This is a genomic window from Streptomyces sp. SID1328, from assembly GCF_009865595.1.
Classification (GTDB): domain Bacteria; phylum Actinomycetota; class Actinomycetes; order Streptomycetales; family Streptomycetaceae; genus Streptomyces; species Streptomyces griseoluteus.
Genome location: NZ_WWKH01000785.1, coordinates 1 through 24,552, shown reverse-complemented (window position 1 = coordinate 24,552; position 24,552 = coordinate 1). Strand labels below are relative to the sequence as shown.

The following is a 24,552-nucleotide window of genomic DNA, read 5'->3' as shown; positions in this document are numbered from 1 at the left end:
AGCCGTACGGGCGGAAGGGGGGAGCTGTCTGACATCGGCTGGTTCTCCTCGGACCGGGAAAGCACTCAACCCCTCAGCGTAGACGGCTTTGCCGGCGCACCACTCGGTTCCGGTCGCCGCTGCCCCTCGTACGTGGCCGAAACCTTGACAACTCCCGGCGTGAGGCACGAGATTGACGCGCGTAGAGGTGGGGGAACGACTGTTCACTCGGCTCTACGCGTGTCACTGAGGGCGACGAGCCCTGCACGCTGCTGTGCGTTGCCGTCCCGGCGTTCCGTCACGTTCCCGGAGGAAATCCCCTTGCCGAGCAGGACTTCCGCGCGTCTCGCCGCGCTCACCGTCGCCGCCGTCTGCGGCGCCGCGTCCGCCGTCGTCGCCACCTCGCCCGCGCACGCCGACTCGGTGCGCGTCCACGACATCCAGGGCACCACCCGCCTCTCGCCGTACGCCGGCAAGCAGGTCGCCGACGTGCCCGGCGTGGTCACCGCCGTACGCACCTACGGTTCGTCCAAGGGCTTCTGGCTCCAGGACCCGAACCCGGACGCCGACCCGGCCACCAGCGAGGGCGTCTTCGTCTTCACCAGCTCCACGCCGAAGGCCGCCGTGGGCGACTCGGTCACCGTCACCGGAACCGTCTCGGAGTACGTGCCCGGCGGCACCACCTCGGGCAACCAGTCGGTCACCGAGATCACCAAGCCCGTCGTCACCACCCTCTCCACCGGCAACCCGGTCCCGGCGCCGGTCGTGATCACCAAGCGCGCGGTGCCGGAACGTTACGCCCCGGCCGGCGACCCGGCCGCGAACAACTCGATCAACGCCCTGCCGCTCGCCCCCGCCACCTACGCCCTCGACTACTACGAGTCGCTGGAGGGCATGAACGTCCAGGTCAGCGACGCGCGCGTGGTCACCGCCACCGACCCGTACAGCGAGCTGTGGGTCACCGTGAAGCCGAAGGAGCACCGCACCGAGCGGGGCGGCACCCTGTACGGCTCCTACGACGCGCAGAACACCGGCCGCCTCCAGATCCAGTCCCTCGGCGCGACGGCGGACTTCCCGCAGGCGAACGTCGGTGACACCCTCGCCGGCACCACCACCGGACCGCTGGACTTCAACCAGTTCGGCGGCTACACGCTGGTGGCGAGCGCCCTCGGCACGCTGGAGAGCGGGGGCCTGGAGCGGGAGACGACCCGCAAGCAGGCGTCCGGCGAGCTGGCGGTGGCGACGTACAACGTCGAGAACCTCGACCCGTCCGACAAGACCTTCGACGCGCACGCGTCCGCGATCGTGAACAACCTGCGCTCGCCCGACATCGTGTCCCTGGAGGAGATCCAGGACGACAACGGCGCCAAGGACGACGGCACGGTGAGCGCGGGTGCGACGGTCGGCAAGCTGATCGACGCGATCGTGGCCGCGGGCGGTCCGCGCTACGACTGGCGCTCCATCGACCCCGTCGACAAGCAGGACGGCGGCGAGCCGGGCGGCAACATCCGGCAGGTGTTCCTCTTCAACCCCGGGCGGGTCTCCTTCACCGACCGCCCCGGCGGTGACTCCACCACCGCGGTCGGCGTCGCCAAGGAGAACGGCAAGGCCCGGCTGACCGTGTCGCCCGGCCGTATCGACCCGGCGAACGCCGCCTGGGCCAACAGCCGCAAGCCGCTGGCCGGGGAGTTCGTGTTCCGCGGCCGTACGGTCTTCGTGATCGCCAACCATCTCAACTCCAAGGGCGGCGACCAGCCGTTGGCCGGGCAGTACCAGCCGGTGGTCCGCAGCTCGGAGACGCAGCGGCACGCGCAGGCGACGGAGGTCAACACCTTCGTGAAGTCCCTGCTCGCGGCGCAGAAGGACGCGGAGGTCATCGCGCTCGGGGACATGAACGACTTCGAGTTCTCCGACACCGCGAAGATCCTGGAAGGTGACGGGCAGCTCTGGTCGGCGATCAAGTCGCTGCCGCGCAGGGAGCGTTACACCTACGACTACCAGGGCAACGCGCAGGTGCTCGACCAGATCCTGATCAGCAGGGCGATACGGCGGGGCTCGTTCGCGTACGACAGCGTGCACATCAACTCGGAGTTCCACGACCAGATCAGCGACCACGACCCGCAGGTGCTGCGCTTCCGCCCCTGATTGTTCAGATCTGCTTGGCTGCATCTCGTAGCAGATTTAAGTGGAGCTTCACGGTCGTGGTGTCGAGACTACGACCATGAGGCAACGGAACGCACCCTTCGGCCGCACGCTCTGCGCGATGGTCACCCCGTTCACGTCGGGCGGCGCGCTCGACGTGGACGGGGCGGCCCGCCTGGCCACCCGTCTGGTGGCCGGGGGCTGCGACGGGCTGGTCCTGAACGGCACCACGGGCGAGTCGCCCACCACCACCGACGCGGAGAAGCGGGAGCTGATCGCGGCGGTCCGCTCCGCCGTGGGCCCCACCGTCCCGCTGGTCGCGGGCGTCGGCACGGCGGACACCCGGCACACCGTCGAACTGACCCTCGCGGCCGAGAAGGCGGGCGCCGACGCGGCGCTCGTCGTCACCCCGTACTACAGCCGCCCCCACCAGGCCGCCGTCGAGGCCCACTTCCGCCAGGTCGCGGACGCGAGCGGCCTGCCGCTGATGCTCTACGACATCCCCGGCCGCACGGGCACCCGCATCGCCCCGTCCACGATGATCCGCCTCGCGGCCCACCCTCGCGTCGTGGCCGTCAAGGACTGCTCCTACGACTTCCTCGGCACCCAGAAGGTGCTGGCCGAAACGGAGTTGGCGTACTACGCGGGGTGCGACGAACACATCCTTCCCCTGTACGCCGTGGGGGCGGCGGGCTGTGTGAGCACGGTCGCCAACGCGGTGCCGGGGGAGGTGGCGGGAATCCTGGCGGCGTTCGACGCGGGTGACACGGCGCTGGCCGCCGAACTCCAGTCCCGCGTGACCCCGTTGATCGAGGCGATGATGGCCTCGGACCTGCCGGGCACGGTGACGACGAAGGCCCTCCTCAACGCCTTGAACCTCCCGGCGGGCCCGGTACGGGCACCACTGCTGGCGGCGGACGCGGAGACGACGGCGGAGCTGCTGGCTCTTTACGAGGCCGGGGTCCCGGTGAGGGGCCCCGGCCGGGCGTCCTAGACCTCTGTCACAGCGCCGCGCCCCCCGGCTTCACCATGTTCCGCACCGTGCGGGCCTTCACGAAGTCGCCCAGGGCGGTCATGTCCCACTCGCCCGAGTACTGGCGGATGAGCTTGGCCATCAGGACGCCCGTCTGGGGCTCCGCCGACGTCAGGTCGAAGCGGACCAGTTCTTCGCCGGAGGTGGGGTCGATCAGGCGGCAGTACGCCTTGGCGACCTCCGTGAACTTCTGGCCGGAGAAGGAGTTGACGGTGAAGACCAGGCCGCTGACCTCCGGGGGGATGCGGCCGAGGTCGACCGTGATGACCTCGTCGTCTCCGCCGCCCTCACCGGTGAGGTTGTCGCCGGAGTGCTTGATGGCGCCGTTCAGGATGGAGAGCTTGCCGAAGTAGCAGCTGTCGACGGCGTTGCGCTGCGGGCCGTAGGCGATGACCGAGGCGTCGAGGTCGATGTCCTTGCCCCGGTAGGCGGGCTCCCAGCCGAGGCCCATCTGGACGCGGGAGAGGAGGGGGGCGCCGCCCTTGACCAGGGAGACCGTCTGGTTCTTCTGGAGGCTCACCCGCCCCTTGTCCAGGTTGATCTTGCCCGCGCCCGGCGTGGGGGCCGGGGGTGCCTGGGGAGCGGGGGGCGTCTGGGGAGCGGGCGGCGTCTGGGGAACCGGAGGCGCGGAGACCTGCTGGGCCGGTTCCTCCACCGTCACGCCGAAGTCCGTCGCGATGCCCGCCAGCCCGTTCGCGTACCCCTGGCCCACCGCGCGGGCCTTCCACTGGCCGTTGCGCCGGTAGATCTCCACGACCACCAGGGCCGTCTCGGCGCCGAGGGCGGGCGGGGTGAAGGAGGCGACGACCGCGCCGCCGTCCGCGTCCCGGATCGTGGCCGTCGGCTCGATGCCCTGGAAGGTCTGGCCCGCCGCGTCCGGGCTCGCGGTGACGACGATCTTCTCGATGTCCGGCGGCACCGCGCCGGTGTCGACCGTGATCGAGTCCGGCGCGGACCCGCCGCCCGAGCGGTAGGTCACGCCGGGTCCGGCCGGCTGGTTGTAGAAGATGAAGTCGTCGTCGGAGCGCACCTTGCCGTCGGCGGCGAGCAGCAGGCCCGACACGTCCAGCCGCACCGGTGCGGCCACGTCGACCGTCACACGGGCGGCCGGAAGCGGGACGTTGGAGCCAGGGGTCATAGCGGTCATGCCGGGTGAACGAACGAGCCCACTTTGCCGTTCCCTTACCCGGCACCGAGACCCCCGTTCGGGTCATGAGCGCCGCGGAGGGGAGATGCGCACGGGGCACGGAGCCCGGCGTGGGCCGCGAGACCGGGCTACCCGGGCCGCCCGGCCGGGGGTGCCGGGCGGGACCCACGGGGGGGCGAGCACCCGCGCGCTCGCCCCCCCGGTCAACAGGGCCCTGCCGAAGAAGCACGGCTCAGGGAGTCACGACGATCTTCCGGCCGACGCCCGCCGCGAACTGCTCCAGCGCCTGCGGATAATTGTCCAGGGCGATCCGGTCGCTGATGAAGACGTCCGGGTTCAGCACGCCGTTCGCGAACAGTTCCGCCGCCCGCTCGTAGCTGTGCAGCACCGCCATGGAGCCGGTGATGGTGATCTCCTGGTTGTAGATGCGGTACGGGTCGATCGTCACCCGCGTCGCGTAGTCGGCCACGCCGAACTGGAGGTACGTACCCGCCTTGGCCACCCGGCCCAGGCCGTCCTGGATCGCCGCCGCGTTGCCGGTCGCGTCGATCACGATCTCCCAGCCCTGCGGCCGGTCCAGCTCGTCGGCGTTGGCCGCCGAGCCCGAGACACCGAGCAGCCTGGCGGTCTCCAGCCGGGCCGGGTTGATGTCGACCATGTCCACGCTCGCCGCGCCCGTGCGCTTGGCCAGCTCCAGCATCATCAGGCCCATGGTGCCGGAGCCGTAGATCAGGACATGGGCACCGAGGCGGGAGTTGAGGATGTCGTAGCCGCGCACCGCGCAGGACAGCGGCTCGATGAGGGCCGCGTCCTGGGGGCGTACGTGCTCGGGCAGCTTCACGCAGTTGGCCACGGGCGCGACCGCGTACTGGGCGGCACCGCCCGCCGTGGTCACACCGATCGCGGCCCAGCGCTCGCACATGTTGTTGTGGCCGTCGCGGCAGAAGCGGCACTCGTAGCAGTACAGGGACGGGTCCACCGCGACCTGGTCGCCGACCGCGACCTCGGTGACCTGGCTGCCGATCCCGACCACCTGGCCCGCGAACTCGTGCCCCGGCACGATCGGCAGCTTAGGGGCGAACTCGCCCTGGAGGATGTGCAGATCGGTACCGCAGATCCCGCACGCGGCGACCTCCACGACCACGTCGCGCGGGCCCGGTGTCGGGTCGGGGACCTCGGTGACGACGGCACGGCCCACGGACTCGATGACGGCGGCCTTCATTTCACGGCTCCCAACGACAGGCCCTGGACCAGCTTGTCCTGGGCGGCGAACCCCGCGGCGAGTACCGGCAGGGAGACGACGAGCGACGCGGCGCACACCTTGGCCAGGAACAGGCCCTGGCTGGTGATGAAGCCGGTCAGGAAGACGGGCGCGGTCTCCGCGACCACGCCGGTCAGCACACGGGCGAACAGCAGCTCGTTCCAGCTGAAGATGAAGCAGATCAGTGAGGTCGCCGCGATGCCGGGCAGCGCGATCGGCGCGACCACGCGGGCCAGGATCACCGGCAGCGGCGCCCCGTCCACCCGCGCCGCCTCGATGACGGCGACCGGCACCTCGGCGAGGAAGGACTGCATCATCCACACCGCGATCGGCAGATTCATCGAGGTGTAGAGGACGACCAGCAGCCAGATGTTGTCCAGCAGCCCGGCGTTCTTGGCGAACAGATACAGCGGCAGCAGGCCCGCCACGGCCGGGAGCATCTTGGTGGACAGGAAGAAGAACAGGACGTCGGTCCACTTCTTCACCGGCCGGATGGAGAGCGCGTACGCCGCCGGGAGGGCCAGCACCAGCACGAACAGGGTGGAGGCCAGGGAGGCCACCGTGGAGTTGATCAACGCAGGCCAGGGGCTGGCGCCGCCGGCCGCGCCGAAGAACTCGCGGTAGCCGTCCAGGGTGAGCGGCGCGGCGAAGGACGGCGGATTGGTGGCCGCGTCCGCCTCGGAGTGGAACGAGGTCAGGACCATCCAGGCGATGGGCAGGAAGAAGACGATGCCGGCCAGCCAGGCCACCAGGCCCAGACCGAGCCCACTGCGCCGGGTGCGCCGCGCAGGGGTGGCGGTGGTGGAACTCATCGGGACACCTCCTCGCGGAACAGGGACGACACCACGCGCAGCGCGAAGGTGGCGATGACGATGGAGCCGATGACGACGAGGACACCCGCCGCCGAGGCGAGGCCGTTCTCATGGGCCTGGTAGAAGCTCTGGTACACGGTGTACGGCAGGTTCGCGGTGCCGAGGCCGCCGGAGGTGAGCGTGAACACCGCGTCGAAGTTCTGCACGATGTAGATGGAACCCAGCAGGGCGCCCAGTTCCAGGTAGCGGCGCAGGTGCGGGAGGGTGAGGTGGCGGAAGATCTGCCAGTCGCTCGCCCCGTCCACCCGGGCGGCCTCGATCTGCTGCTGGTCCCGGCTCTGCAGTCCCGCCAGCAGGATCAGCATCATGAACGGCGTCCACTGCCACACCAGCGAAGCCTCCACCGCGAGCAGCGGGGTGCGGGAGACCCAGTCCGGCTGTGGGCCGCCCACATAGTGCAGCAACCCATTGAGGAGACCGTACTCCGGGTTGTAGAGCACATGCTTCCAGAGCAGGGCGGCGGCCACCGGGACCACCAGGAACGGGGCGATCAGCAGGGTGCGGACCACACCCCGGCCCTTGAACTTCCGGTCCAGCAGCAGCGCCAGCGCCAGTCCGAGGACCAGGCTGGCCACCACCACGGAGGCGGTGAGCAGCGCGGTGACCCACACCGAGTGGCGCAGGTCGGCGTCGGTGAGCACCTGCTGGTAGTTGTCGAACCAGGTGAAGCGGCGGGCCTTGGGGTAGAGCGCGTTCCAGTCGAAGAACGAGATCACCAGCGTGGCCACGAACGGCAGCTGGGTCACGACGATCATGAAGACCAGGGCGGGCAGGAGCGGGGCGCGGGTGGCCCAGGCCCGCAGCCGGGCCGGGGGACGCCGGACCGCGGGGGCGGAATCGGCCGCGAGCGGGGCCGTTGTCGTCGCTGTCATCGTCCCTCGTACTCCTTGGAGATCTGCTCGGCGAGCTGCTGGGACTTGCGCAGGGCCGAGTCGACCGACTGGCGGCCGGCGATGGCCGCGCTGATCTGCTGGGACACCTTGGTGCCGAGGTCGGTGAACTCGGGGATGCCGACGAACTGGATGCCGGGCGCGGGGCGCGGCTGGACGCCGGGGTCGGTGGGCCGGGCGTTCTCGATGGCCTCCTTGGTCATCTCCTGGAAGGAGGCGGCCTCCTTGCGGTACTCCGGGTTGCCGTACGTGGAGGCGCGCTTGCCCGCCGGGGCGTTGGCCCAGCCGCTGGTGTCGCCGACCAGCTGCTCGTACCGCTTGCCGGAGGCCCACGAGACGAACTTCCACGCCTTGTCGGGGTTGCGGGAGGCGTGCTGGATGCCCCAGGCCCAGGTGTAGAGCCAGCCGGAGGACTTGGTCCTCTCCACCGGGGCGGGGGCGTAGCCGAGCTTGCCCTTGACCGGGGAGCCGCTGCCCTCCAGGAGTCCGGCCGCGGAGGTGGCGTCGTACCACATGGCGGTCTTGCCCTGGGTCATGTTGTTCAGGCACTCCGCGAAGCCGGACTGTGCGGCGCCGGACTCGCCGTGCCTGCGGACCAGGTCCACATAGAACTTGACGGCCTTTCCGAACTCGGGGGAGTCCAGCCGGGCCTTCCAGTCCTTGTCGAACCAGGTGCCGCCGAAGGTGTTCACCACCGTGGTCAGCGGGGCCATGACCTCGCCCCAGCCGGGCAGGCCGCGCAGACAGATGCCCTTCATGCCGGGCTTGGCGCCGTCCGCCTTCGCGGCGAGCTCGGCCACCTGCTGCCAGGTCGGATGCGCGGGCATCTTCAGGCCCTTGGCCGCGAAGATGTCCTTGCGGTACATGAGGAAGGACGACTCGCCGTAGAACGGCTGCCCGTAGAGCTTGCTGTCGTCGCCGGTGAGCGACTGGCGCATGGGCTTGAGCACATCCTGCTCGTCGTACGCCTTGTCCTTCGCCACATAGCCGTCCATGTCGTGCAGCCAGCCGTTGCGGGCGTAGATCGGGATCTCGTAGTTGGACAGCGTGGCCACGTCGTACTGGCCGGCCTGGTTGGCGAAGTCCTGGCTGATCTTGTCGCGGACGTCGTTCTCGGGCAGCACGGTGAAGTTGACCTTGATGCCCGTCTCCTTGGTGAAGTGGGCGCGGGTCAGCTTCTGCAACTCGGTCATCTGCGGGTTGTTGACCATCAGTACGTTGATGGAATCGCCGCCGGAACCGGTCCCGCCCGCGCCGGCCCAGCAGCCGGAGAGAAGCGGGGCGAGCAGCGTCCCTGCGGCGGCCATGGCGAATGCGGTTCGCGGCCTCCGTCGGCTCGGGGTGCGCATGGATCGCTCCTGGATATATGGGGACAGAAGGGCATGGCCGCGCGTACGGGTGCCCTCGGGGGAGAGGTGGTGCGGAAAGCTGTGTGGTGCGGTGCTGTGTCAGACCCGGATGACCTGTGGCCCCAGGAGGGAGTACCGATGGGCCTCGGCCGCCGGGAGCTGGGTGCTCGTGACGATCGCGTCCACCGCGCCGACCTCCGCGAACCGGCAGAAGCTCACGGCCCCGAACTTGGTGTGCACCCCGGCGAAGACCGTGCGCCGGGCGGCCCGGATGGCCTGCGCCTTCACCTCGCCGACGGCGGGGTCGGGCGTGGTCAGACCGTGTTCGCGGGAGATGCCGTTGGCGCCGAGGTAGGCGAGGTCCACCACGAAGCCGGCCAGCATCCTGGTCGTCCAGTGGTCGACCGTGGCGAGCGTGCCGGCCCGCACCCGGCCGCCCAGCAGCAGGACCGACACGTTCTCGGCCTCCGCCAGGGCGCCCGCGACGGGCAGCGAGGCGGTCACCACGGTCAGCGCCCGGCCGGTCGGCAGGGCCTCGGCGATGAGCTGGGGGGTGAAGCCCTCGTCGACGAAGACCGTCTCCGCGTCCCCGAGCAGCTCGGCCGCGGCGGCCGCGATCCTGCGCTTCTCGGGGACGTGGCTGGTGGCGCGGAAGGCGAGCGTGGTCTCGAAGGCGGCGCTCTCCACCGGGTAGGCGCCGCCGTGGGTGCGGCGCACCAGCCCGTGGTCCTCCAGTGCGCGCAGGTCCCGCCGGATGGTCTCCTTGGCCACGCCCAGCTCGTCGGCGAGCGCGGTGACGTCGACGGAACCGGTGGCCCGCGCCGCGCGCACGATCTCGCGCTGGCGTTCCTCGGCCGTCCTGGTGTTCATGTCGTCACCCGCTCTCGTCATCGAGATGCCCGCTGGGATGCCCGTTCGGGCCCTGGGGGAAGTTCTACAGCGGACGCGCGGCGCTGACCAGGCCTGTTCCCCGCCCGATCCTGCCCGTGTGTGCCCGATCACGTCCCGGCGCGCCCGCCTCGGACCTGCGCGGCAGCGGGGTCCGGGGTGGGAGCGGGCGCAGTACGTGACCGAACACGACCGCGGGCGGGCCCGTTTGGTGCCCGCCCGCGATCTTTTTCGGCCGTGGAGACGTTCGGTGGTGGGGTCAGTACGGCCAGACCGGCGGGTCGGTGAGGAAGTGTCCGCCGAGGCGGTCGTGGGCCGGATTCGCGGGGTCCAGTTCTCCCTGCTCGGCGATGAGCTTCGCGGCGTACGGCTCGGAGTCGTCCTCGGGGGTGTAGCCGAGGGTACGGGCGGAGGTGAGGTCCCACCACAGGCGGGTGTTGGCGGAGGAGCCGTAGACCACGGTGTGGCCCACGTCCTCGGCGGTCAGGGCCGCGTGGAAGAGGCGGGCCGCGTCGGCGGGGCTGAGCCAGATCGAGAGCATCCGCACGCTGGTGGGCTCCGGGAAGCAGGAGCCGATGCGGACGGAGACGGTCTCGATGCCGTGCCGGTCCCAGTAGAGCTGGGCCAGGTCCTCGCCGAAGCACTTGGAGAGGCCGTAGAAGGTGTCCGGGCGGTGCGGGGTGTCCACCGGGATGCGGGGGCCCTCCGGTGCCGGGACGGGGGTGTCGCCGACCGCGTGGTTGGAGGAGGCGAAGACCACGCGGGGGACGCCCTCCAGCCGGGCGGCCTCGTAGAGGTGGTACGTGCCCTCGATGTTGGCCTTCAGGATCTTCTCGAACGGGGCCTCCAGGGAGATGCCGGCCAGGTGCAGCACCGCGTCCGTGCCGCGTACCGCTTCGCGCAGGGCGTCGAGGTCGGCGAGGTCGGCGGTGACGGCGTCCGGGGCGTCGGGGACGGGGCGGGCGTCGAGGAGGCGGAGGTCGTAGCCGTGGGCCGGGAGCAGGGAGCGCATCAGGGTGCCCAGGCCGCCTGCGGCGCCGGTGAGCAGGAGGGTGCGGGGGGCGGGCATGGGGGGTCTCCTTGCGTGGTCCGGCCATGACGGGCGTTCACATACCTGGTGAAGTTAGAGAGGGGGCTCGGGAGGGTCAAGTGGGTTGAGGGATGCGGTCAATTGGCTGGTGGATGCGGGGTGCGCGTGACCTTGACCGCTTCGGCGGGGGCTCGTAGCGTTCACGCATGCGGACGCCGGTCAGCCTGCTGCCTGGTGGTGTGGTCGGGCCGCCGGAGGAGGACACGTGCGGGCGTCGGCTTTCGTCTACCCCTGGGACGTCAACGGTGACCCCGAGGCTCCCGGCCGGATCGCCTCGCTGGGGGTCCCGCAGGTGACTTTGGCTGCCGCCTATCACTCCACCCGCGCGCTGACCCCGCGGCATCCTCGCCACCGGATCGTCACGGCGGAGTACGCGGCTGTGCTGTATCCCCCCGGCGATGTCTGGGCCGACCGCGATCTTCGGCCCCACCCGGCCGGCGACTGGGCCCCCGGTGACGCCTTCGGCGAGGCGGCCTCGGCGCTCGTCTCCGCCGGCCTGGAGGTGCACAGTTGGGTCGTCCTCGCGCACAACTCCCGGCTGGGCGCGGAGCATCCGGACACCTCCGTCGTCAACGCCTACGGCGACCGGTACCCCTGGGCCCCCTGCATCGCCCAGCCCCGCGTCCGCGCCTACCTCACCGCTCTCGCCGCCGAGGCGGCGGTACGCCCCGGCGCCACCGGTACCGAACTGGAGTCCCTCGGCTGGTACGGCCTCGCGCATCTCCACGCCCACGACAAGACGGGCGGGGTGCGGCTGGGGGAGGCGGCGCAGTACCTGATGTCCCTGTGCTTCTGTGCGGCCTGCGGGGAGGGGTACGGGCTGGACGCGGGGGAGTTGGCCGAGGGCGTCCGGGCCGCGCTGGAGCCGGTGTGGCGGGGGGCGGGGGACGGGGACTGGGAGTACGTGGAGCGGGCGCTCGGCGCGGAGACGGCTGCCGCTACGCGGGTGTGGCGCGAGTCGGTGGCCCGCACGCTCCAGGAGGAGGCGATCACCGCGGTGCGCGGGGCCGCCCCCGAGGGCTTCCGGGTGCTGCTGCACGCGGACCCGGTTTCGTACCACTGCGGCGCGAACGCGGGGGTGGACCCGGCACACATACTCTCGCGGGCGGACGGTGTGGTCGTCCCCTGTGTGGACGGCGTGCACCGCCTGGCTCCGTTCGCTGAGCACGCGGGGGAGCGGACGGTCCTGGCGGCCAACCTGACGGTGGTCTCGGGCATGGGCGGAAACCCTGCCCGCCTCGCCTCGGACGCGGCGCGCGCGCGGGAGGAGGGGGCGAACGAGCTGCGGCTGTACCACGCGGGCCTGGCCTCGGACACGGACCTGGCGGCGGTACGGGAGGGGCTCGCGGGGTGGTGAGCGGGCCGGGCGCCGATGAGTTTCGGAACTCCGGCCGGTCCCCCCTTCGTACGCCCGGTGCGCACCCCTAGGAGACCGACATGACCGACTCGACCCTGGACCTCGGCCCGCAGGCCCGGATCGTGGCGCGGCTGGCCGAGGCTGTGAGCGATGAGCAGCTCTCGGCGCCGACGCCGTGCCCGGACACCCCGGTACGGAACCTGCTGGGGCACCTGCTGCACCTGTCCGTCGCCTTCCGTGACGCCGCCCGCAAGGACCTGGGCGCCACGACCGACACGAACCCCAACGCCACCGTCCCCGATCTGCCCCCCGGCTGGCGCGAGGACCTCCCCAAGGCGCTGGACGAACTGGCCGACGCCTGGCGCGACCCCACCGCCTGGACCGGCCGGACCCGCGCCGGCGGAGTCGACCTCCCCGGTGAGATCGCGGGAGCCGTGGCCGCCGACGAACTGGTCATCCACGGCTGGGACCTGTCCCGCGCCCTGGACCTCGAATACACCCCCGACCTCCCCGCCCTGGCCTCCGCCTACGGTTTCCTCCTCGCAGCGGCCGAAGACCCCGGCCGAGGCGACGGCCTCTTCGGCCCGGTGGTCCCGGTCCCACCAAAGGCCCCTCTCCTGGACCGAGCGGTGGGCCTGAGCGGCCGCGACCCGGAGTGGCGGGCGTAGGAGTCGCTCCCCACGAGCCCCCTCTCCAGCACCCCGGGCACAACGCCCACCGCGAGGCGTGTGCCCGGGCCGACCCGCCGGGTACACCCCGTCCCCGTCGGCAGGGCCTGGCTTGATCTCGATCCTGCAACACCCGTCGCGCGGCAGCGCTTACGCGCGTAGAACACCTGTCATGCATAAATCACTGCGGATCGCGGCCGCCACCGCCGCCTGTGCGCTTGCCGGAGGTGCGCTGTACGGCGCCGGGGCGGCCACTGCCGGGCAGTCGACGGCGAACTCCACGCACGAGCCGTACAACATCGGGCTCCTGGTGAAGGACATCGACACCTACTACGGCACCACCGCCGACAGTGCGGGCAAGTACCAGGCGTCGCCCACCAGCCCGTACGCCAAGGACCTGGCGCGGATCGACGCCGACGCCGAGCGGTACATCGACAAGGCGGCCCGCAAGGCCCACCACCGGGGCGAGAAGCCGGCCGTGGTGTTCGACATCGACGACACCCTGCTGCTGAGCCTCGACTACGAGAAGCGCTACAACTACACGTACGACTCGGCCACCTGGAACGACTACGTGAACCGCGCCGACCGCCCCGAGGTGTTCGGCAGCCCGGAGCTGGTGCGGTACGCCGCCGCCAAGGGTGTGACCGTGTTCTACAACTCCGGCCTGAGCGAGTCCCAGCGCGCCGGTGCGGTGGAGAACCTGAAGAAGGTCGGCGCCGACGTCAACCTGGACGCCGGCCACATGTTCCTCAAGGACAAGGCCAACCCGCCCGCCTACCTGTCCGGTTGCGCCACGCCGGGTACCTGGACCTGCACCACCGTCCAGTACAAGGGCGGCACCCGCAAGCACATCGAGCAGGACCTCGGGTACGAGATCATCGCCAACTTCGGCGACCAGTACTCCGACCTGGACGGCGGCTACGCCGACCGCACGTACAAGCTGCCCAACCCGACGTACTTCGTCTCCTGACGGACCCCCGCCGACCCTGACGGCGGCGGCGCTCAGCTCCGCTTGAGCGCCGCCGCCATCATCGCCCGGGCCACCGGAGCCGCGAGCCCGTTGCCGCTGACCTCCGAGCGGGCCGCGCCGGACTGCTCGACCATCACCGCCACGGCGACCTCCTGACCGGTGCTGTCCGACTTGCCGTACGCGGTGAACCAGGCGTACGGCGTCTCGCTGTTGTTGGGGCCGTGCTGGGCGGTGCCGGTCTTGCCGCCGACCGTCACCCCGTCGATGAGCGCGTTCCGGCCGGTGCCGTCCCGCACCACCGTCTGCATCGCGGACTGGAGCTGTTCGGCGGTGCGGGCGCTGACGATCCGCTTCCGGTCCGCGTCCCCGAAGTCCTGCAGCACATCGCCGTCGCCCGTGGTGAGCTGAGACACCATATGGGGCGAGACCAGTTCCCCGCCGTTCGCTATGGCGGAGGACACCATGGCCATCTGGAGCGGCGTGGCGGTGACGTCGTACTGCCCGATGCCCGACAACGCGGTGAGCGCCTTGTCCATATGGGCCGGATACACGCTCGGGTAGGCCCGCACCGGGACGTCCAGCTTGTCGTCGTCGAAGCCGAACTTCTCGGCCATGGCCCGCACCTTGTCCTGACCGAGGTCGACGGCGAGCTTGCCGAAGACGTTGTTGCAGGAGTACTGCAGCGCCACCCGGATCGGGGCGTTCTCGCAGGGCGCGGCGGTGTTCTCGTTCGGCAGCTCGCGGGTGGTGCCCGGCGGGGTGTAGGGCACCGGGCTGTCGGTGGGCCGGTCCACGTCCGGGTACAGCCCGTCCTCCAGCGCGGCCGCGGCGACAACCAGCTTGAACGTCGAGCCGGGCGGCAGCGGCTGCCGCATCGCCCGGTTGACCAGCGGCTTCTCCTTGTCGGTGGTGAGCTTCTGCCAGGCCGTCCCCGCCGTGTTCGCGGCGGTCAGCGCCGAGGGGTCGTAGGACGGCGTCGAGACCATGGCGAGGATCTTGCCGGTCTTCGGGTCGATCGCCACCGCCCCGCCCTTGTTGCCGCCCAGCGCCCGGGCACCGGCCTTCTGCACGGCCGGGTCGATCGTGGTGATCACGTTGCCCGGATCGGCCCGCCGCCCGGTGACCGTGTCCATGACGGTGCGCAGCCGGGGGTCCGTGCCGTTGAGCAGGTCGGCGTAGACGCCCTCGAGCTGCGTGGGGGCGTACGCCTGCGAGGCGTAGCCGGTGACCGCCGCGTACAGCGGTCCGTCGGTGTAGGTGCGCTTGTACGCGAGGTCGCTGCCGCCGACCCGGCCGGAACCGGTGACCGCTTTACCGGCCACGACGATGTCGCCGAGCGGGCGGGAGTAGGTGCCGATGGCGTTCCGGCGGTTTTCGGGGGCGTCCGCGAGGGCCTTGCCGTCGTAGAACTGCACCCAGGTCGCCCGGATCAGCAGGGCGAGTACGAGCAGCAGGGAGAAGACGGCGGCGCGCCTGATCGTCTTGTTCATGGCGCAGGGGAAGACGAGCCGGACCGCCGGTTCCGTTCCCTTCCCGACGCGGTTCTCATCACATGTTCAGATTTTCGGTGCCGATGTCGTGTGCGCGGCGACCCCTCACAACCGCCGCGTCGCCAGCGTCAGCCGGTCGCGCGCGTCCAGCAGCGCGTCCTTGATCATCTGCTCGTGCGCCGGGGTGAGCCGGGCCACCGGGACCGAGCAGCTCACGGCGTCGCGGGCCGGGGTGCGGTACGGCACGGCGACGCCGAAGCAGCGCAGGCCGAGGGTGTTCTCCTCGCGGTCCACGGCATAGCCCTGCTCGCGGATGCGGTGCAGCTCGGCGATCAGCTCCTCCCGGTCGGTCACCGTGTGTTCGGTGAGCGCGGGGAGCTTCTCGGGCAGCAGCGCCCGTACCTGGTCGTCGGTGTGCGTGGCGAGCAGTGCCTTGCCCAGCGAGGTCGAGTGCGCGGGGAGCCGGCGGCCGACGCGGGTGAAGGGGCGCAGGTAGTGCTGGGACTGGCGGGTGGCCAGGTAGACCACGTTGGTGCCGTCCAGCCGGGCCAGGTGGATGGTCTCCGTGGTCTCGTCCGCGAGCCGGTCCAGCGCGGGCCGGGCCGCCGCGACCACCTCGTCGCCGTCGATGTAGGAGGTGCCGACCAGCAGCGCCCGTACCCCGATGCCGTACCGGGTGCCGGTCGCGTCCGTCTCCACCCAGCCGAGCTCCACCAGCGTCCGCAGCAGCATGTACAGGCTGGACTTGGGATAGCCGACGGCCTCCTGCACGTCCGCCAGGGAGTGCATGCCGGGGCGCCCCGCGAAGTACTCCAGCAACTCCACTGTCCGCACCGCGGACTTGACCTGCGCCCCGCCGCCCGTCTCGGCTGCCGTCATCGCTCCTGGACCCTTCGCTCGGCCGTCGCCCCAAGGCCGCGGACCCCTGTTGAGCAAGCCCCCCGCCCCTATAGTCTCCGAACAGCTCATTCACCATCGGAGACGGCGTTCAGCATATCGAACGAGCCGGTGGCCGAATCCCCGCAGTGCGGCCTTGTCTGGAGGGAACCGCGGTGACAGCAGCACCAGTCTGGAGTGTCGACCCGCGTACGGGGAAGCACCGGGAGCAGGTCGCGGTGGAGGCCACCGCCGACGAGGTGGACGCCACCGTCCGGGAGGCGCACGCCGCGCGCGACGCCCTCGCGGACCGCACCGTGCGCGCCGCCTTCCTCCGCGAGGCGGCCACCGGCCTGGAGGCGGTGAGTGCGCTGCTGATCGAGGTGGCCGACGCGGAGAGCGCCCTCGGCCCGGTCCGGCTCACCGGCGAACTCGCCCGCACCGCCTACCAGTTGCGGGCCTTCGCCGACCTGGTCGACGAGGGCGCCTTCCTGGACGTCGTCATCGACCACCCCGACCCGGCCGCCACCCCGCCCGTGCCGGACCTGCGCCGCTGGAAGATCCCGCTCGGCGTGGTGGCCGTCTACGCGGCCTCCAACTTCCCCTTCGCCTTCTCCGTCGCGGGCGGCGACACCGCGAGCGCGCTCGCGGCGGGCTGCCCCGTCGTGGTCAAGGCCCACCCCGACCACCCGGCGCTGTCCGAGCTGGTCGCCAAGGTGCTGCGCCGGGCCGCCACCGCACACGGGCTGCCCGCGGGCGTGGTCGGCCTGGTGCACGGCTTCACCGCGGGCGTCGATCTGATCCGGCACCCCCTGGTCGCCGCCGCGGGCTTCACCGGGTCGGTGCGCGGCGGCCGGGCCCTGTTCGACGCGGCCGCCGCGCGTCCGGTGCCGATCCCGTTCCACGGCGAACTCGGCTCGCTCAACCCGGTGGTGGTCACCGAGGACGCGGCCGCCGAGCGTGCCCAGGACATCGGCGCGGGACTCGCCGGCTCCATGACCCTCGGCGTCGGCCAGTTCTGCGTCAAGCCCGGCCTGGTGCTGGTGCCCGCCGGGGCCCACGGCGACGGCCTGGTCAAGGCGCTCACCGACGCGGTCAGCGACACCGAGCCCGGCGTACTGCTCGACCACCGCATGCGGGACGCCTTCGTCGCGGGCGTCGGCGAACGCACGGCCCTGCCCGAGGTGGACTCACCCGTCACGCCGGGCGCGGCCGGGGCGCACACGGTCAGCGCGGGCTTCCTCACCGTGCCCGCGGCCCGGCTCACCGAGGGCGCGCACGAACTGCTGCTGGAGGAATGCTTCGGTCCGGTCACCGTGGTGGCCCGCTACGCGGACGAGGACGAGCTGACCGCCGTACTGGAGCGGCTGCCGGGCAGTCTCACCGCGACCGTGCAGCTCTCCCCGGCCGAGGCGGCGGGAGAGGGGGACGCGGCCGCGCTGCTGGCCCGGCTGACCCCGCTGGCGGGCCGGGTCCTGGTCGACGGCTGGCCGACCGGGGTCGCGGTGGCCCCGGCCCAGCACCACGGCGGCCCCTACCCCGCCACCACCTCCACCTCGACCTCGGTCGGCGGCACCGCCGTCGAACGCTGGCTGCGCCCGGTCGCCTACCAGAACACGCCCGAGCCCCTGCTCCCGCCCGAGCTGCGCGACGGCAACCCGCTCGGGCTGCCCCGGCGGTACGACGGAGTCCTCGAACGCTGACGCACGACGGCTGCGAGAATCGCCCGATGGACATAGAGCTTCCCGAACTCCCCTTCCCCCTGCGGACGTACGGCCCGGACGGGCACTGGTCGTACGAGAAGGGGGTGCTCACCGGCTGGGCCGGGCCCCGGCAGGACCGGTTCGTCACGCCGACCGGGGAGGCGCTGGACCCGGCCGCCGACGCACCCCGGCTGCTCGGCTCGCCCGAGGGCGACTTCCAGCTGATCGCCCGCGTCACGGTCGGCTTCAACGCCGCCTTCGACGCCGGGGTGCTCTACGTCCACGTCGGCGACCGGGCCTGGGCCAAGCTCTGCCTGGAGAACTCCCCGGACGTGCCCACCATCTGCACGGTGGTCACCCGGGGCCACTCCGACGACGCCAACTCCTTCACCGTGCCCGGAAGTTCCGTCTGGCTCCGGGTGAGCCGCACCGGCCGCGCGCTGGCCTTCCACGCCTCCCGCGACGGCGAACGCTGGACCTTCGTCCGCCTCTTCACCCTCGGCGACGAGAAGGAGACCGGCGCCGCCCTGATCGGCTTCATGACCCAGTCACCGCTCGGCGAGGGCTGCGTGGTGACGTACGACCACCTGGAGTTCCGGCCCGCCTGGCCCGCCGACCTGCGCGACGGGAGCTGAGCACGGGGGCGGAACCTCACCCGTGCCGGGGAGCGTCCTGAACCTCATGATCAGTCACGAGCCAGCAGGCGCCCTGGTGATCCGTACCGCCGAGCCCGGTGAGGCCGAGGCCGTCGCCGCCCTGCACGCGCGGGCCCGGGCGACGTACTACCCGGACGGGCTGCCGCCGTCCGGCGTCGACTGGACGGATGCCTGGCGCGGGTCCATCGAGCGGCCGGACGGGGAGGTGCTGTGCGGGGTGCGGGACGGGGGGATCGTCGCCGTCGCCTCCTTCCGCACCCCGGAGGGGGAGCCGGCGGACACGGTGAAGCTGTACCAGTTCCACGTCTCGCCGGACCACTGGCGCGCGGGCCTCGGCGGCGCCCTGCACGCCGCCTGCGTCGAGCGATGGCTCGCCGGGGGCAGGCGGACCGCCGTGCTCGACGTGCACGTGGACAACCGGCGCGCCCAGGCGTTCTACACCCGCCAGGGCTGGGTGCCCGACCCGGAGCGCCCGCCCGCCGCGGACGACCACCACCTGTTCCTGCGCTGGACCCCGCCGGGGGAATGAACCAAGCTGCTTGAACGTTCACGTACCGGGCGGAGAGAGTCCCCGCCCGGTACGAGCGGAAGAGAGCCCTGAAGATGCGCGTCGAGATCTGGTCCGACATCGCCTGTCCCTGGTGCTACGTCGGCAAGGCACGCTTCGAGAAGGCGCTCGCCGCGTTCCCGCACCGGGACCAGGTCGAGGTCGTGCACCGCTCCTTCGAGCTGGACCCCGGCCGCGCCAAGGGCGACGTACAGCCGGTGCTCGACATGCTGACCCGGAAGTACGGCATGAGCGCGGCGCAGGCCGAGGCCGGCGAGGACAACCTCGGCGCCCAGGCCGCCGCCGAGGGCCTCGACTACCGCACCCGCGGCCGCGACCACGGCAGCACCTTCGACCTGCACCGCCTGCTGCACTTCGCCAAGGAGCAGGGCAGGCAGGAGGCGCTGCTCGACCGGCTGTACCGGGCCAACTTCGCCGACGACCAGTCGGTGTTCACCGGCGGCGACGACCACCTGGTGCAGCTGGCCACCGAGGCCGGCCTGGACGCCGACGCCACCCGCGCGGTCCTCGCCGACCCCACCGCCTACGCCGACGAGGTCCGCGCCGACGAGCGCGAGGCCGCCCAGCTCGGCGCGAACGGCGTCCCCTTCTTCGTCCTCGACCGCACCTACGGCGTCTCCGGCGCCCAGCCCGCCGAGGTCTTCACCCAGGCCCTCACCCAGGCGTGGGGCGACCGCTCCCCGCTGAAGGCGGTCACGGGGGACGACGCCGGCACCTGTGGTCCCGACGGCTGCGCGGTGCCCCAGCAGGGCTGACGCATAAGGGTTGCTTGGGGACACCCTGTAAAGATGCGTGATGGACGACGGCTTCCGGGCGCCGCACAGTGGAGTCATGGAGACCACGGAGACGTTCGAGAGCCTCGTCCGCGCCGAGTTCGCCCCGGCCGGCACCTTCCTCAACACCGCCAGCAACGGCCTGCTGCCCGCCCGCGCCGTCACCGCCCTGCACGACGCTGCCCTGCTGCGGGCGCAGGGGCAGCCGCTGACCGCGCTCTGGGACGACGTGGAGGCGTGCCGGGCCGCCTACGCCCGGCTCGCCCAGGTCCCCGTCGAGCGGGTCGCGCTCGGCGCCTCGGTCGCCGCGCACGGCGGGGTGCTCGCCGCCTCGTTGCCGTCCGGCGCCGAAGTCCTCACCGCCGAGGACGACTTCGCCTCCGTGCCCAACCCCTTCCACGTCCGGGGCGACCTCAAGGTGCGCGCGGTGCCCGTGGAGCGGATCGCCGAGTCCGTCCGCCCCGGCACCGCGCTCGTCGCCGTCAGCGCCGCGCAGTCCGCCGACGGCAAGGTGGCCGACCTGCCCGCGCTGCGCGAGGCGGCCCGCACCCACGGCGCGCGTACGTATGTGGACTTCTCCCAGGCGGCCGGGTGGCTGCCGATGGACGCGGGGGAGTGGGACTTCACCGCGTCGGTGGCCTACAAGTGGCTGCTCGGCCCGCACGGCGTCGCCTTCTTCGTCGTCCCCGAGGACTTCGGCGGGCTCGACCCGCTGCTCGCGGGCTGGGTCGCGGGCGAGCGGCCCTGGGACAGCTGCTACGGCCCCGTCACCGAACTCGCGCGTTCCGCACGGCGGTTCGACCTCAGCCCCGCCCTGTTCTGCTACCCCGCGCTGCGCCGCTCCCTGGAACTGGTCGAGGAACTGGGCGTGCCCGCGATCCACGCCCACGACACGGCCCTGGCCGACCGCTACCGGGCCGGGCTCGCCGCGCTGGGCCACGAGGCGCTGCCCGCGCCGGGCTCCGCGATCGTCTCGGTGCCGGGTCTCGGCTCCCGCCAGCCGGAGCTGGGCCGCGCCGGCATCGAGGTGTCCGACCGGGCGGGCAACCTGCGCGCGTCCTTCCACCTCTACAACACCGAGGCGGACGTCGACCGTCTGCTGGACGCGCTGGCCGACTGAACCCGGACATGACCGGGCCGGTGCCTCCCGTCCCACACGAAGAGGCACCGGCCCGGTGACAAGGGGCCGGGCGGGGGCTACCGCACCGGAGTGAAGTCCCGCGCCCCGATGAACTCCGGCCGGCGCACCGGCGCCGCGAACGGCTCCACCGCCGTGTTCTCCACGCTGTTGAACACGATGAAGACGTTGCTGCGCGGGAACGGCGTGATGTTGTCGCCGGAACCGTGCATGCAGTTGCAGTCGAACCAGGTGGCCGAGCCCGCCGCACCGGTGAACAGGCGGATGCCGTGCTCACCGGCCATCTCGGTCAGCGCCTCGTCGGACGGGGTGCCCGCGTCCTGCATCTGGAGCGACTTCTTGTAGTTGTCCTTCGGGGTGGCGCCCGCACAGCCCAGGTAGGTCTTGTGCGACCCGGGCATGATCATCAGGCCGCCGTTGGTGTCGTAGTTCTCGGTCAGCGCGATCGAGACGGACACCGTACGCATGTTGGGCAGGCCGTCCTCGGCGTGCCAGGTCTCGAAGTCCGAGTGCCAGTAGAAGCCGCTGGCACCGAAACCGGGCTTGACGTTGATCCGCGACTGGTGGACGTAGACGTCCGAGCCGAGGATCTGCCGGGCCCGGCCGACCACCCGCTCGTCGTGCACGAGGTTGGCGAACAGCTCACTGAGCCGGTGCACCTCGAAGACGGAGCGGATCTCCCCGGACTGCGGCTCCACGATCGAGCGCTCGTCGGCGCGGATCGCCGGGTCGCCGACCAGCCGGTCCAGCTCACGCCGGTAGACCTGCACCTCGGCGGGGGTGATGATCTGGTCGACGGTGAGGAAGCCGTCGCGCTCGAACCCCTCCAGCTCGGCCGCCTGGATCGGGCCCGGCGTGTCCGGGGAACCCCAGACGACCGGGTCCTTGCGGGGGATGCGGACCTCGGTCGCGCCCCGGCTCGGGTACAGGTCGGTGGGGGTGGTGGTGAGCGTGGTCATGGTTCTCACACCTCCTCGGGCTCGGTGAGCAGCGGGTAGACGCCGTTCTCGTCGTGGTCCTCCCGGCCGGTGACGGGCGGGTTGAACACGCAGATGCAGCGGAAGTCCTCCTTCACCCGCAGCGTGTGGCGCTCGTGCCCGTTCAGCAGGTACATGGTGCCGGGCGTGATGGTGTACACCTGCCCGTCCTCGTGGTCGGTCAGCTCGGCCTCGCCCTCGGTGCAGACGACGGCCTCGATGTGGTTGGCGTACCACATGGACGTCTCGGTCCCGGCGTACAGGACCGTCTCGTGCAGGGAGAAGCCGACCCGCTCCTTGGCGAGCACGATGCGCTTGCTCTCCCAGGTACCCGACTTGGCCTTCACATGCCGGTCGGTGCCCTCGATGTCCTTGAACGAACGGACGATCACGGTGTCTCCTCCTCTTTACTAGCCGGTCAGACGGTCTAGCTGGTGTGGCTGGTCAGGCGGTCTCCCGGACGGCGCGGGCGAGGATGCTCAGGCCCTCGTCCAGCTCCTCCGGGGTGATGGTCAGGGCGGGCAGCAGCTTGACGACCTCGCCCTGCGGGCCGGACGTCTCGATCAGCAGCCCCAGCTCGAAGGCGCGCTTGGCCACTCGCGACGCGCGGTCGCTGTGGTGGAACTCCAGGCCCCACACCAGCCCGCGCCCGCGGTACTCCTTCACGTCGGCGAGGTTCTCCTCGGTGATGGAGATCAGCTCGCGCTCGATCTGCTCGCCGCGCGTGCGGGTCTGCTTCTCCATCGCGGCGCCGTCGGCCCAGTACGTCTCCAGCGCGGCCGTGGCGGTGACGAACGCCGGGTTGTTGCCGCGGAAGGTGCCGTTGTGCTCGCCCGGCTCCCAGATGTCCAGCTCCGGCGTGAACAGGCACAGCGACATCGGCAGGCCGTAGCCGGAGATCGACTTGGAGACCGTGACGATGTCCGGGGTGATCCCCGCCTCCTCGAAGGAGAAGAACGGGCCGGTACGGCCGCAGCCCATCTGGATGTCGTCGACGATCAGCAGCATGTCCTGCCGCTCGCACAGCTCCTTCAGCGCGCGCAGCCACTCGGGCCGGGCCACGTTGATGCCGCCCTCGCCCTGCACGGTCTCCACGATCACCGCGGCGGGCTTGTTCAGGCCGGAGCCCTGGTCCTCCAGCAGCCGCTCGAACCACAGGAAGTCCGGCACGGTGCCGTCGAAGTAGTTGTCGAACGGCATCGGGGTGCCGTGCACCAGCGGGACGCCGGCGCCGGCCCGCTTGAAGGCGTTGCCGGTGACCGCGAGCGAGCCCAGCGACATGCCGTGGAAGGCGTTGGTGAAGGACACGATCGCCTCGCGCCCCTTCACCTTCCGGGCCAGCTTCAGCGCGGACTCCACCGCGTTGGTGCCCGTCGGCCCCGGGAACATGACCTTGTACGGCAGGTCACGCGGCCGGAGCACCAGGTCCTGGAAGGTCTGGAGGAAGGTCCGCTTGGCCGTGGTCGACATGTCCAGGCCGTGGGTCACCCCGTCGCGCTCCAGATAGTCGATCAGCGCCCGTTTCAGTACCGGGTTGTTGTGGCCGTAGTTGAGTGAGCCGGCCCCGGCGAAGAAGTCGAGGTAGGCATGGCCGTCCTCGTCGTACATCCGGCTGCCCCGCGCCTGGTCGAACACGACGGGCCAGCCGCGGCAGTAGCTGCGGACCTCGGACTCCACGGTCTCGAAGACGCTCAGGTCGGGCTGGGTGATGGTCACGGTGATTCGCTCCTCGGGGGACGTCAGTGCGCCGGGACGTGGGTCAGCGGGCCTATGCGGTACAGCACTTCGGGGTCGTGCGGGCCGTCGGGGAACAGCTCCTCCGGAAACAGCACCTCGCGGGTCAGCCCGGCGCCGTGGCGCTCGGCGAACGAGGTGAACAGCCGCTCGGAGGCGGTGTTGCCGGGGGTGATGGTCGTCTCCACGTCCGTGATGCCCTGCTCGGCGGCGAGCCGCGCGGTCAGCCCGTCCAGCAGCGCGGCGGCGATGCCCCTGCCGCGCTGGGAGCCGTCCACGGCCACCTGCCAGACGAGCAGCGTGTGCGGGCGGTCCGGGCGGACATAACCGGTGACGAACCCGACCGGCTCGCCGTCCGCGCCACGCGCCACCGCCGAGGTGCCGGCGAAGTCACGGCACCACAGCAGATAGCTGTACGAGGAGTTCAGGTCGAGCGTTTTCGAGTCCTTGGCGAGACGCCAGAGTGCGGCGCCGTCGGTGACCGCGGGTCTGTCGATGAGCAGGTCGGCGGATGCGGAAGTCATGCGGCCTGAATTTAGCGAGGTGAATTGCGAAATGCACGGCGGTGATCTCGGGAGGGTCTGGACCTCTCGGCGGTATGCCGGATTTGACCTGGGTTAAACCTGGACAAAAAGTCCCCTGTGTGGAGTGTGTCACAGGGCGGAAACCTGTCGGAAACCGAAGTTGTTTAGCTCTGCAAAAACCGGGCAGGCGAAAAAGGCTGGGCCTGGACGATTGAATTCACGGGGAATTTACGTCATATGGATAAGTGGCTGGAACGGTCGCCGGAAAAGAAAACGACCCGCGCGAAATCGCGCGGGCCGCTCGTCGGTGCCGGGGGTCAGAGCACGAACTCGTCCACCGCCGCCATGGCCGCCTCCGGGTCCACCGTCAGCCCCTGTGCGGCCAGTGCCGTGCCCAGCGCCGCCAGCGCGCGGCGCACCACCTGCCCCGTGGCGTCGGGCCCGTAGTGGTTCACCCGGATCATCTC

At 71.3% G+C, this 24,552-nt stretch carries 23 protein-coding genes and 1 pseudogene; 10 read left to right on the top strand and 14 right to left on the bottom strand.

Annotated elements, in window-relative coordinates; genetic code table 11:
* Positions 1-300 precede the first annotated feature (300 nt).
* Together GT030_RS25175 and dapA are read left to right on the top strand one after the other, a co-directional pair.
* Entirely contained in the window at positions 301-2,124 is a 1,824-nt protein-coding gene (locus tag GT030_RS25175; protein WP_161203063.1) for an endonuclease/exonuclease/phosphatase family protein, read from the top strand.
* Between the two features lie 76 nt (positions 2,125-2,200).
* Positions 2,201-3,115 carry a 4-hydroxy-tetrahydrodipicolinate synthase gene (dapA, locus tag GT030_RS25170; protein WP_161203062.1) on the top strand — a complete coding sequence of 305 codons (915 nt, stop codon included), beginning with the start codon at positions 2,201-2,203 and terminating at the stop codon, positions 3,113-3,115.
* A 7-nt stretch (positions 3,116-3,122) separates the two neighbouring features.
* Here the strand turns inward: dapA and GT030_RS25165 are convergent, their stop codons facing one another.
* The 7 genes from GT030_RS25165 to GT030_RS25135 all read right to left on the bottom strand — a co-directional run bounded on the left by GT030_RS25165 (position 3,123) and on the right by GT030_RS25135 (position 10,630).
* Positions 3,123-4,292 carry a TerD family protein gene (locus GT030_RS25165; RefSeq protein WP_161203061.1) on the bottom strand — a complete coding sequence of 390 codons (1,170 nt, stop codon included), beginning with the start codon at positions 4,290-4,292 and terminating at the stop codon, positions 3,123-3,125.
* Positions 4,293-4,533: 241 nt separating this feature from the next.
* Complete coding sequence (locus GT030_RS25160; RefSeq protein WP_161203060.1) at positions 4,534-5,523, bottom strand: zinc-dependent alcohol dehydrogenase family protein; 990 nt, start codon at positions 5,521-5,523, stop codon at positions 4,534-4,536.
* Positions 5,520-6,374 carry a carbohydrate ABC transporter permease gene (locus GT030_RS25155; protein ID WP_161203059.1) on the bottom strand — a complete coding sequence of 285 codons (855 nt, stop codon included), beginning with the start codon at positions 6,372-6,374 and terminating at the stop codon, positions 5,520-5,522. The genes GT030_RS25160 and GT030_RS25155 overlap by 4 nt, the downstream gene beginning before the upstream one ends.
* Complete coding sequence (locus tag GT030_RS25150; protein WP_161203058.1) at positions 6,371-7,306, bottom strand: sugar ABC transporter permease; 936 nt, start codon at positions 7,304-7,306, stop codon at positions 6,371-6,373. The genes GT030_RS25155 and GT030_RS25150 overlap by 4 nt, the downstream gene beginning before the upstream one ends.
* Positions 7,303-8,673, bottom strand: coding sequence for a sugar ABC transporter substrate-binding protein (locus GT030_RS25145; RefSeq protein WP_161203057.1), 1,371 nt, complete (start codon positions 8,671-8,673; stop codon positions 7,303-7,305). The genes GT030_RS25150 and GT030_RS25145 overlap by 4 nt, the downstream gene beginning before the upstream one ends.
* Before the next feature lie 99 nt (positions 8,674-8,772).
* Positions 8,773-9,543 (bottom strand): DeoR/GlpR family DNA-binding transcription regulator, encoded by a 771-nt coding sequence (locus GT030_RS25140; RefSeq protein ID WP_161203056.1) that lies wholly within the window; start codon positions 9,541-9,543, stop codon positions 8,773-8,775.
* A 277-nt stretch (positions 9,544-9,820) separates the two neighbouring features.
* A complete protein-coding gene (locus GT030_RS25135; RefSeq protein WP_161203055.1) occupies positions 9,821-10,630 on the bottom strand; it encodes an NAD(P)-dependent oxidoreductase in 810 nt (269 codons plus the stop codon).
* Positions 10,631-10,856: 226 nt separating this feature from the next.
* Here GT030_RS25135 and GT030_RS25130 point away from each other — a divergent pair, with 226 nt between their 5' ends.
* From GT030_RS25130 to GT030_RS25120, 3 genes are all read left to right on the top strand, one after another.
* Complete coding sequence (locus GT030_RS25130) at positions 10,857-12,008, top strand: hypothetical protein (protein ID WP_161203054.1); 1,152 nt, start codon at positions 10,857-10,859, stop codon at positions 12,006-12,008.
* 80 nt (positions 12,009-12,088) lie between these two features.
* Positions 12,089-12,676: a TIGR03086 family metal-binding protein gene (locus tag GT030_RS25125; RefSeq protein WP_161203053.1), complete on the top strand. Its 588-nt coding sequence runs from the start codon at positions 12,089-12,091 to the stop codon at positions 12,674-12,676.
* A gap of 172 nt (positions 12,677-12,848) precedes the next feature.
* Complete coding sequence (locus GT030_RS25120; RefSeq protein ID WP_161203052.1) at positions 12,849-13,646, top strand: HAD family acid phosphatase; 798 nt, start codon at positions 12,849-12,851, stop codon at positions 13,644-13,646.
* Positions 13,647-13,678: 32 nt separating this feature from the next.
* Here GT030_RS25120 and GT030_RS25115 read toward each other — a convergent pair whose 3' ends face one another.
* Positions 13,679-15,136 (bottom strand): penicillin-binding transpeptidase domain-containing protein, encoded by a 1,458-nt coding sequence (locus GT030_RS25115; protein WP_161203051.1) that lies wholly within the window; start codon positions 15,134-15,136, stop codon positions 13,679-13,681.
* 105 nt (positions 15,137-15,241) lie between these two features.
* A complete protein-coding gene (locus GT030_RS25110; protein WP_161203050.1) occupies positions 15,242-16,015 on the bottom strand; it encodes an IclR family transcriptional regulator in 774 nt (257 codons plus the stop codon).
* A gap of 173 nt (positions 16,016-16,188) precedes the next feature.
* On the opposite strand from GT030_RS25110, the gene GT030_RS25105 reads away from it, so the two are divergent.
* The 5 genes from GT030_RS25105 (at position 16,189) to GT030_RS25085 (ending at position 20,832) form a co-directional block, all read left to right on the top strand.
* Entirely contained in the window at positions 16,189-17,715 is a 1,527-nt protein-coding gene (locus GT030_RS25105; RefSeq protein WP_161203049.1) for an aldehyde dehydrogenase (NADP(+)), read from the top strand.
* A 26-nt stretch (positions 17,716-17,741) separates the two neighbouring features.
* Positions 17,742-18,350 (top strand): DUF1349 domain-containing protein, encoded by a 609-nt coding sequence (locus tag GT030_RS25100; protein ID WP_161203048.1) that lies wholly within the window; start codon positions 17,742-17,744, stop codon positions 18,348-18,350.
* Positions 18,351-18,396: 46 nt separating this feature from the next.
* The gene (locus GT030_RS25095; RefSeq protein ID WP_202460535.1) at positions 18,397-18,900 is read left to right on the top strand and encodes a GNAT family N-acetyltransferase; all 504 of its coding nucleotides are present in this window, start codon (positions 18,397-18,399) and stop codon (positions 18,898-18,900) included.
* A 74-nt stretch (positions 18,901-18,974) separates the two neighbouring features.
* Positions 18,975-19,694 carry a DsbA family oxidoreductase gene (locus tag GT030_RS25090; protein WP_161203047.1) on the top strand — a complete coding sequence of 240 codons (720 nt, stop codon included), beginning with the start codon at positions 18,975-18,977 and terminating at the stop codon, positions 19,692-19,694.
* Between the two features lie 76 nt (positions 19,695-19,770).
* Positions 19,771-20,832, top strand: a complete 1,062-nt coding sequence (locus tag GT030_RS25085) for an aminotransferase class V-fold PLP-dependent enzyme (RefSeq protein WP_161203046.1) — start codon at positions 19,771-19,773, stop codon at positions 20,830-20,832.
* Positions 20,833-20,909: 77 nt separating this feature from the next.
* Here GT030_RS25085 and thpD read toward each other — a convergent pair whose 3' ends face one another.
* From thpD to GT030_RS25060, 5 genes and pseudogenes are all read right to left on the bottom strand, one after another.
* The gene (gene thpD, locus GT030_RS25080) at positions 20,910-21,809 is read right to left on the bottom strand and encodes an ectoine hydroxylase (protein ID WP_161203045.1); all 900 of its coding nucleotides are present in this window, start codon (positions 21,807-21,809) and stop codon (positions 20,910-20,912) included.
* Between the two features lie 5 nt (positions 21,810-21,814).
* Positions 21,815-22,219 (bottom strand): ectoine synthase, encoded by a 405-nt coding sequence (locus GT030_RS25075; protein ID WP_030815454.1) that lies wholly within the window; start codon positions 22,217-22,219, stop codon positions 21,815-21,817.
* Positions 22,220-22,271: 52 nt separating this feature from the next.
* Positions 22,272-23,543, bottom strand: a complete 1,272-nt coding sequence (ectB, locus tag GT030_RS25070) for a diaminobutyrate--2-oxoglutarate transaminase (RefSeq protein ID WP_161203044.1) — start codon at positions 23,541-23,543, stop codon at positions 22,272-22,274.
* A gap of 23 nt (positions 23,544-23,566) precedes the next feature.
* Positions 23,567-24,085, bottom strand: a complete 519-nt coding sequence (ectA, locus tag GT030_RS25065; protein ID WP_161203043.1) for a diaminobutyrate acetyltransferase — start codon at positions 24,083-24,085, stop codon at positions 23,567-23,569.
* A 317-nt stretch (positions 24,086-24,402) separates the two neighbouring features.
* Positions 24,403-24,552: pseudogene (locus GT030_RS25060) on the bottom strand (alanine--glyoxylate aminotransferase family protein); the annotation flags it as partial.

Excerpts from the sequence above, each read along its gene's own strand:
- dapA (WP_161203062.1), top strand. The coding sequence starts at position 2,201 with ATGAGGCAACGGAACGCACCCTTCGGCCGCACGCTCTGCGCGATGGTC.
- GT030_RS25165 (WP_161203061.1), bottom strand. The coding sequence starts at position 4,292 with ATGACCCCTGGCTCCAACGTCCCGCTTCCGGCCGCCCGTGTGACGGTC.
- GT030_RS25160 (WP_161203060.1), bottom strand. The coding sequence starts at position 5,523 with ATGAAGGCCGCCGTCATCGAGTCCGTGGGCCGTGCCGTCGTCACCGAG.
- GT030_RS25155 (WP_161203059.1), bottom strand. The coding sequence starts at position 6,374 with ATGAGTTCCACCACCGCCACCCCTGCGCGGCGCACCCGGCGCAGTGGG.
- GT030_RS25150 (WP_161203058.1), bottom strand. The coding sequence starts at position 7,306 with ATGACAGCGACGACAACGGCCCCGCTCGCGGCCGATTCCGCCCCCGCG.
- GT030_RS25145 (WP_161203057.1), bottom strand. The coding sequence starts at position 8,673 with ATGCGCACCCCGAGCCGACGGAGGCCGCGAACCGCATTCGCCATGGCC.
- GT030_RS25140 (WP_161203056.1), bottom strand. The coding sequence starts at position 9,543 with ATGAACACCAGGACGGCCGAGGAACGCCAGCGCGAGATCGTGCGCGCG.
- GT030_RS25135 (WP_161203055.1), bottom strand. The coding sequence starts at position 10,630 with ATGCCCGCCCCCCGCACCCTCCTGCTCACCGGCGCCGCAGGCGGCCTG.
- GT030_RS25125 (WP_161203053.1), top strand. The coding sequence starts at position 12,089 with ATGACCGACTCGACCCTGGACCTCGGCCCGCAGGCCCGGATCGTGGCG.
- GT030_RS25120 (WP_161203052.1), top strand. The coding sequence starts at position 12,849 with ATGCATAAATCACTGCGGATCGCGGCCGCCACCGCCGCCTGTGCGCTT.
- GT030_RS25115 (WP_161203051.1), bottom strand. The coding sequence starts at position 15,136 with ATGAACAAGACGATCAGGCGCGCCGCCGTCTTCTCCCTGCTGCTCGTA.
- GT030_RS25110 (WP_161203050.1), bottom strand. The coding sequence starts at position 16,015 with ATGACGGCAGCCGAGACGGGCGGCGGGGCGCAGGTCAAGTCCGCGGTG.
- GT030_RS25100 (WP_161203048.1), top strand. The coding sequence starts at position 17,742 with ATGGACATAGAGCTTCCCGAACTCCCCTTCCCCCTGCGGACGTACGGC.
- GT030_RS25095 (WP_202460535.1), top strand. The coding sequence starts at position 18,397 with ATGATCAGTCACGAGCCAGCAGGCGCCCTGGTGATCCGTACCGCCGAG.
- GT030_RS25090 (WP_161203047.1), top strand. The coding sequence starts at position 18,975 with ATGCGCGTCGAGATCTGGTCCGACATCGCCTGTCCCTGGTGCTACGTC.
- GT030_RS25085 (WP_161203046.1), top strand. The coding sequence starts at position 19,771 with ATGGAGACCACGGAGACGTTCGAGAGCCTCGTCCGCGCCGAGTTCGCC.
- thpD (WP_161203045.1), bottom strand. The coding sequence starts at position 21,809 with ATGACCACGCTCACCACCACCCCCACCGACCTGTACCCGAGCCGGGGC.
- ectA (WP_161203043.1), bottom strand. The coding sequence starts at position 24,085 with ATGACTTCCGCATCCGCCGACCTGCTCATCGACAGACCCGCGGTCACC.